Source organism: Nocardia exalbida NBRC 100660 (genome assembly GCF_000308575.1).
Taxonomy (GTDB): Bacteria; Actinomycetota; Actinomycetes; order Mycobacteriales; family Mycobacteriaceae; genus Nocardia; species Nocardia exalbida.
This window is the reverse complement of record NZ_BAFZ01000100.1, coordinates 162,083-169,041: the sequence shown is the minus strand read 5'-3', so window position 1 is coordinate 169,041 and position 6,959 is coordinate 162,083. Positions and strand designations below refer to the sequence as shown.

8 protein-coding genes are annotated in these 6,959 nt (G+C 68.3%); 4 read left to right on the top strand and 4 right to left on the bottom strand.

What is annotated here, in order from left to right:
• Positions 1–230: 230 nt before the first annotated feature.
• A complete protein-coding gene (locus tag ON29_RS24965; protein WP_157172891.1) occupies positions 231–1,841 on the top strand; it encodes an MFS transporter in 1,611 nt (536 codons plus the stop codon).
• A gap of 4 nt (positions 1,842–1,845) precedes the next feature.
• Here ON29_RS24965 and ON29_RS24960 read toward each other — a convergent pair whose 3' ends face one another.
• Positions 1,846–2,316: a helix-turn-helix domain-containing protein gene (locus ON29_RS24960; RefSeq protein ID WP_051175559.1), complete on the bottom strand. Its 471-nt coding sequence runs from the start codon at positions 2,314–2,316 to the stop codon at positions 1,846–1,848.
• A 377-nt stretch (positions 2,317–2,693) separates the two neighbouring features.
• Between ON29_RS24960 and ON29_RS24955 the strand changes: the two genes are divergently transcribed.
• Positions 2,694–3,293 carry a Uma2 family endonuclease gene (locus ON29_RS24955; RefSeq protein ID WP_040869969.1) on the top strand — a complete coding sequence of 200 codons (600 nt, stop codon included), beginning with the start codon at positions 2,694–2,696 and terminating at the stop codon, positions 3,291–3,293.
• 90 nt (positions 3,294–3,383) lie between these two features.
• On the opposite strand, the gene ON29_RS24950 is transcribed toward ON29_RS24955, so the two are convergent.
• The gene (locus ON29_RS24950; RefSeq protein ID WP_245549090.1) at positions 3,384–3,854 is read right to left on the bottom strand and encodes an anthrone oxygenase family protein; all 471 of its coding nucleotides are present in this window, start codon (positions 3,852–3,854) and stop codon (positions 3,384–3,386) included.
• Positions 3,851–4,408 carry a peroxiredoxin-like family protein gene (locus ON29_RS24945; protein WP_040869967.1) on the bottom strand — a complete coding sequence of 186 codons (558 nt, stop codon included), beginning with the start codon at positions 4,406–4,408 and terminating at the stop codon, positions 3,851–3,853. The genes ON29_RS24950 and ON29_RS24945 overlap by 4 nt, the downstream gene beginning before the upstream one ends.
• 71 nt (positions 4,409–4,479) lie before the next feature.
• On the opposite strand from ON29_RS24945, the gene ON29_RS24940 reads away from it, so the two are divergent.
• Positions 4,480–5,091 carry a TetR/AcrR family transcriptional regulator gene (locus ON29_RS24940; RefSeq protein WP_040869965.1) on the top strand — a complete coding sequence of 204 codons (612 nt, stop codon included), beginning with the start codon at positions 4,480–4,482 and terminating at the stop codon, positions 5,089–5,091.
• A 16-nt stretch (positions 5,092–5,107) separates the two neighbouring features.
• Here the strand turns inward: ON29_RS24940 and ON29_RS24935 are convergent, their stop codons facing one another.
• Positions 5,108–6,244: a GDSL-type esterase/lipase family protein gene (locus ON29_RS24935; protein ID WP_040869964.1), complete on the bottom strand. Its 1,137-nt coding sequence runs from the start codon at positions 6,242–6,244 to the stop codon at positions 5,108–5,110.
• Positions 6,245–6,351: 107 nt separating this feature from the next.
• On the opposite strand from ON29_RS24935, the gene ON29_RS24930 reads away from it, so the two are divergent.
• Positions 6,352–6,825, top strand: a complete 474-nt coding sequence (locus ON29_RS24930; RefSeq protein ID WP_040869963.1) for a MarR family winged helix-turn-helix transcriptional regulator — start codon at positions 6,352–6,354, stop codon at positions 6,823–6,825.
• Positions 6,826–6,959: the final 134 nt, after the last annotated feature.

Below are 6,959 nucleotides of genomic sequence, written 5' to 3'. Positions count from 1 at the left end.
TGGCACATGGTTGCGGCAAAGCGCGAGAGACCTCTCCACCATGTGCCACTCGTCGACGCGCAGGTTGGCCGCTGCGCGAAATTGTTTGTCTTGATACGTCATTTACGGAGGTTGGGGGCGTAGATAGGGTCAGGGGCGCGGCTCAGGTCGCGTTTCCCGTCCTTCTCGGTCCGTAATGGACTCGCCCGCACGCGGTCCCGCGGGTGGTGCGCGAACTTCATAAGGAAGACATGTCCACGATCGCAACCTCGTCCGGCCGCAAGCCGGACGACTCTTCCGCAAGTCCGCTGCGCGCCGGGTTGGTGCTGTTCATGGTCAGCGGGGCCATCTTCATGATGATGCTCGACCTGACCGTGGTCTCCGCCGCGCTCGCCGATATCCGCACCGACTTCGACACGTCCATCGACGGACTGCAATGGGTCATCGACGCTTACGCCATCCCGATGGCGGGACTGTTGCTGACCTTCGCCACGCTCGGCGACCGGTTCGGCCGGAAGCGGCTTTTCCTCGCGGGCATGACAGTGTTCACCGCGTCGTCGCTGGCATTGGCGCTGGCAGGCACCATACTTCAATTGAACCTCCTGCGCGCGGTGCAGAGCGTCGGCTCGGCGATGATCTTCGCGACGGCGTTGCCGCTGCTCGCGGTGGCCTACCCCGATGCGGGCAGGCGCGCGAAGGCCATCGGCATCTACGGCGCCGTCATGGCGAGCGCGACCGTCGCGGGCCCGGTGCTCGGCGGCGCGCTGGTCACCCAGTTCGGCTGGCGCTCGATCTTCACCATCAACGTCCCGATCGGCATCTTCATCGGCGTGCTCGCCGTGCTGCGGATGCCGGAGTCGGCGCGGATGGAAGGGCGCAAGGCCGACTGGCCGGGGTCGTTGCTGCTCACCGGTGGCCTGGTGACGGGTGTATTCGCGCTGACCCGCGGCAACTCGCTGGGCTGGACCTCGGCCACGGTGCTCGGGCTCGGCGCCGCCGCGGTGGTGTTGCTGGTGGGGTTCGCGGCGTGGCAGTTCAAGGCCGAGTACCCGCTGCTCGACGTGTCCATGGTGCGCAAGCGCGGATTCACCGGCACGGCCATCGTCTCGATCGGACACATGGCTACGCTGATGGCCGCGAGCAACTACCTGGCGGTGTTCCTGATCAACACGCTCGGGTACACGCCCTTGCAGATGGGCCTGCGGTTGCTGCCCGTGAGCGTGGCCGCGCTGATCAGCGCGCCGCTGGCGATGGTCTTCACGAAGCGGGTCCCGTTCGCGGTATCGCTGCCGGTCACGATGGGCATGGTCGCGTTGGGCACTTGGCTGATCGGCGACTTCGGTTCCCACGACTCGTGGACGCATTTCCTGCCCGGAATGGTGATCGGCGGACTCGGACTCGGCGCGATCACGGCCGTCAACCAGGCGGCCTCCCTCACCTTCGCCTCCGACGAGAACGCGGGCATGGCCAGCGCGACCTTCGGCACCCTTCGGCAGGTCGGCCTCGCGGTCGGCGTGGCCGGGCTGGGCGCCATGTTCAACCACTCGGCGCGCGGTTCCGCTGCCGACGGGCTCGATGCCCTGCCCGGAGCCGTCCCGCCGGCGCTGCGTGAGCAGTTCCTGGAGGCGGCGGGCTCCGGCGCCGGTCGTTCGGTGGCCGACGGGCTGCCCGCGCAGTTCCAGCCGATCGCGTCGGACCTGTCGCACATCGCGACCTCCGCGTCGATCGACGGGCTCAACTCGATGGTCGGCCTCGGCGCCGCGATCGGATGCGTCGCGGTGGTCGCCTCCGTGCTCGCTTTCGGCGTGGATCACCTGCGCGGCAAGCGGGCTCGTCCGGCCCGGGTGACGGAACCGGCCTGATCCGTCAGATCCGCACCGGATCGGCACCGCTCCCGCCGAAGTACGCGGCGGGTGTGGTGCCGATTTCGCGTCGGAACGCGGTGATGAACGCGCTCGCGGTGCCGTAGCCGACCGCGTGCGCCACCCGAGAGATCGGCTCTCCCGCACCGAGCATCGGCAGCGCGGCGTTGATTCGTGCGAAGGTGCGCCAATTCTCGAAGCTGACCCCGGTCTCGGCGCGGAACCGCCGCGACAGCGTGCGCGGCGAAGCGCCGACCTCCCGCCCCCATTCCTCCAGACCCCGCATGTCGCGGGGGTTGCGGCGCAGCGCCATGGCGACCTCGCGGGCCTGCGGATCGGTCGGCAGGATCGTCGGGATCGTGGTCACGGCCATCGGGGTGAGCAGATCCCACAGCACCGCTTGGGCGCGGCCGCGCCGCCCGGCCGTCTCGCCGGTCGCGCTCGGGTCCGCCGCGTTCGCGCCGAGCGAGGCCACTGAGCACACCGTCGGGTGCCCAGGTCAGCTGGTGCTGCGGATGGCTGTGCGTGACGATCCCGGAGGTGGCCACAAGGGGGACGACGATGCTCGGATAACTCGAATAATCCAACGCGGGATACGAATCCGCTACCACCGCGAAATGCTGGCAACAACATCGCGTGGACCGCCGCTAGGCTTGGTGATCGCGGAGTAGAACGCGCCGTTCAACTTCTCGACGAAAGCAGTGGCCCCTCCCGAATCGGGTGGGGCCACTGCGTTCAGCGGAAGATCTGTACCGCGGGAATCGCCGAGCCAGGGCAGTTGTCCGGCCCCTGGAATGACTACCGGTCGAGTCCGTGGCCCGGGTTCCGGTCCGGACTGCAATGATGTCCGCTATGAGCGCTCCCGACGAGCAAAAGGTGCTGCGTGTGACGGCCGAGCAGTTCGCCGACGGGGCGACCGCTGAGCTCGGTGACATCGAGATCGTCGACGGACGCGTGGTCCGGCTGATGGCCCAGAGCCCCGTGCACAGCCGGGTGGTCCGGCGGCTGGCCGGGATGCTGGAGGCCGCCCGGCGCGACGGCGGGCCGTGCATGGTCGTGGACTCCGACGTGGCCGCACGATTCGCTGACGCCGAATCCGCGGCGGCGGAGAGGCGGTTGAACATCCGCTACCCCGACATCTGGATCCGGGATTGCGAACCCTACGACGTCAACACCGTGCGTGAACACATTTTGCTGGTGGTCGAGGTCACTTCCGAATCGACTATCGATGCCGATATCAACGACAAACGAATCCAGTACGCGGCCGCAGGCATTCCCCGGTACCTGATCGTCCGGCTGGACCAGAAGGAAGAACGTATCGAAGAGATCGAGGAGTACCGTCTCGACTGGTCCGGCCGCCGCTATCTCGCCCACACCGTCCATCGACGTGTGTTGCTACTCGACGACCCGGTCGAAGCGACCATCCCATTCGACGTACTCGAACAGCCCTGACGACCTTCGGACGCCGTTCGTCGCGAGTGGCACAGGGTCGCGGCGAAGTGCGAGAGGACCTCTCGACCGTGTGCCACTCGCGCAGCGGTTTCAGTGGTCTTCGGTGACGGTGGTCAGGACGACGAGGAGGAAGGCCACCAGCGCGCAGGCCGTGCGGGCGAAGTGGAACGCTTCCCAGCGGCCGAGGAGGTCCGCGTAGTCGGCGGGCGGGCCGCTGACCGTCCACACCTTGATCTTCTGGTTGATCGGGACGTTGCCGAGGCGGGTGAGGAGGAACGCGGCGGCGGCGAGCACGCTCGCGGTACCGGCGAGCAGGCGTGACCGGCCGGTGGTACGGGCGGCGAGCACCAGCGTGCTCAGGATGGTCAGGCCCATCAGCGACTGCATCACCACACCGTTCACGCTCATCAGGGCGGTGTGGAAGGTGAAGCGCACATCAAGGGGGACCTCGCGGAACGCGTAGAGGACGTTGACCGCGCCATAGCCGAACGCACCGGCGAGCAATCCGCCGCAGAGCAGTGCGAATGCCCGCGCCGATGAGGGTCTTTCGGCAATCCTCACGATTCACGCCCCGCCGGGACGAGCGCGAGGAGTTCGTCGACCGACCATTGGTCGTAGACGTGCGTGCCGTGCTTGGCGGCGAGCACGCGGCCGTCGGGAGCGATCAGGAAATCGGCGGGCAGTCCGAGACTGCCGCCATCGGGTTTCGCGGGCGGGGCGACCTGCCTGCGGCGCAGGGTCGCGTAAGCGTCGTGGGCGACGCCGCGCAGGATTGCGGGCCAGCCGCGCGGGTCGAGCAGCGCGCGGGGCGAGGTCTCGACGCCGAATTCGCGGTACAGCTCGCGGTCCGGGTCGGCGACCACGTCCAGCGGCAATTCGGCGGTGTACTTGCGCAATTCCTCCGCGCCGGAATGGAAGACGACCACTTCGCGGATGCCGGCGGCGGCGATCTCGTCGCGGCGGTTGACGATCGAACGCAGGTGCAGGTTGCACACCGGGCATCCGGCGAAGCGGCGGAACTGGAGGTGGATCAGGTCATCGGGATCCGGTATCCCGACTCGAGCACCGGAGATGGTGACCAGGGTGCGACCGGAGACGGTGGTCGGCAGCGACATGGGGGCTCCTCTCGTAGGTGTACTTCGTACGCCTACGACAAGTATGCGCGTAGCTTGTACGCTGTCAATTCGTGCCCCGTCCTCGCTCGCTGACCACCGCCGATCTCGCGGCGGCGGCCCTCGCCGTGCTCGATCGCGACGGGCTGTCCGCGCTGACCATGCGCGCGGTGGCCCGGGAACTGGGCATGGCCACCATGGCCCTGTACCGCTATGTGCGCGACCGCGATGCGCTGGAGGTGCTGGTGGCCGACCACGTCTTCGCGTCGATCGACACGTCGCTCCCCGCCGGAAACGGCTGGAAAGTGCGGGTGACGGTGCTGCTCGAACACATCCGTGACGGATTCTCGGCCCATCCGGCCGCCGTGCCGATCGTGCTGCGGCATCGGCAGTCGTCGGTGGAATCGCTGCGTGTGATGGAAGCGATGCTCGCCGTGCTCACCGAAGGCGGATTCACCGGACGCGCCCGCGTCATCGCTCAGCGCACGCTGATCGCATTCCTGATCGGCTACCTCCAGAACAAGCACTACGCGCCGTTGCCCGGGCGGGGCACGATCGTGATGGCCGAGCTTCCCGCCGCGGACTATCCGCATCTGGCGCAGACCGCGGGCCAGGCCAAGGGTATGTCGGCCGACGACGAATTCCGTGGCGGCGTCGAGATCGTGCTGCGCGGCTTGGAGCCTTAGCGGGTGGCGCACCGACTCAGCCGAAAAGCGCTGCCACGTCCACTGTTTCGGCCATCGCGCGCGCACCGGCGTCATTGAGGTGCATGCCGTCGCCGCTGTCGAATTCGGGGCGGATGAAGTCGGGCCGTGCCGGATCCTCGACCGCGCGCGCCACGTCGAACACCGAATCGAAGACATCGGTGCCGCGCAGCCATTCGTTCACGCGCCGACGGGCGGGCTGCGCCTCGGCCACGTGCAGGCCTTCGTAGATGACGCCGGCGTAGGGGCCGATCGTGGCGGCGTGGACGGTGAGCCCCGCCGCGTGCGCCCGCCGCGCCAGGGCGGTGAAGCCCGCGATCAGTTCGTCCGCGGTCGCGGGCGGCTGCCCGGTCATGCCGCCGAGGGCGAGGTCGTTGATGCCGAAGTTGATCAGCACGCTGGTCACGCCGGGTACGCCGAGCGCGTCGCGGTCGAAGCGCGCCAGGCCCGCCTCGCCCACTCGATCGAGCAGCAGCCGGTTTCCCCCGATGCCCTGGTTGACCACCCAGCCTCGGTTCAGGCGCGTGTTGAGGACGTCCACCGACCGGCGATCGGCGCCCGGTGTGGTGCCGACGCCTTCGAACCAGGAATCGCCGAACGCCACGGCCACCGGCGTTTCCGCGGGCGCGAGCACGTCGACGCCGACCACGTAGAACCGTCCGGGAAACTCCTCGGCGGCCGCGAGCGCACTCTCGGAGACGACGTCGCCGTCCGCGATGTAGGCGGTTTCCCCTGATTGGTGTGAAAAGGTCGCCAGGCCGGTGGGCCCGGGCAGGTAGAGGCTCAATGCCAGGTCCGTGCCCGCCGAGACGGCGAGATCCACCGGATCGCTGAACACTTCGCCACCCACCGGCACCACTACTCGCTCGGCGCCGCCGAACCGCAGCGCGGTGTCGGTCTCGGCGACGATCTCGCGGCCCGTCTTGCGCAGGGCGACTCGCGCCGCGCCGATCGTCAGCGGCGTCTTCCCATAACGGTTGGTCAACCCGACCCGCACCCGCGCACCGCCGCCCGCCAGGTGCAGCACTTGGCGCACCGTCTGGTCGGCGAACGCGTACGAGTCCGCGAACTTGATCGGCTCGTCCGGGTCGATCACGGCGGTGCGGAATCCGGCGATCCAAGCGGTGGACGACATGGGTACCTCCATTAGTTGCTGCGAGGAATAATGCGCATGCATATTTCTACGGCTACTTATTCCTCGTGTCAACTATCCGCGGAGAAACAGTCGGGTAGGTTGCGGCCATGGACCTGAACGAGCTGTTCGACGACCCGCGCCTGACGACGATGGGTCTGCTGTTCGAGGCGCACAGCGGCGTGCTCGCCAAGTTGGAGCCGGTGTGGAACGCGCACGGCTTGTCCGGACTGGATCTGAACGCCCTGATGCGGCTGAGCCGTTCGCCGGGGCGCAGGCTGCGCATGTCGGAACTGGCGGTGCAGACCGCGCTGTCCACCAGTGGCGTCACCCGGCTGGTCGATCGCCTGGCGCGCGGCGAGCTGGTGGAGCGCGAGCTGGACCCGGGGGATCGGCGCAGTGCCTACGCGGTGCTCACCGAGGCGGGCGCGGCGCGGCTCGCGCAGGTGCTGCCGGACTATCTCGCCGCCGTCGACCGCTGGTTCGTCGGGTTGCTGACACCCGCGCAGCTGGCGGCGTTGTCCGAGGCGCTGCGCGTCATCCGGGACGTCTCGAATCCAGAGGCCACGTTCCGGATGGACTGAGCCTCACCGCGCGCTCGCGGCGAGCAGCCGTTCGAGGCCGGATCAGTTCCAGGCCGAAGCCGAAATCGGCGATGCCAGAGTGCTTTCCGTCGATCACGAGCCGGGGCAAGACGGTGATCGTCGTTTGATCCAGC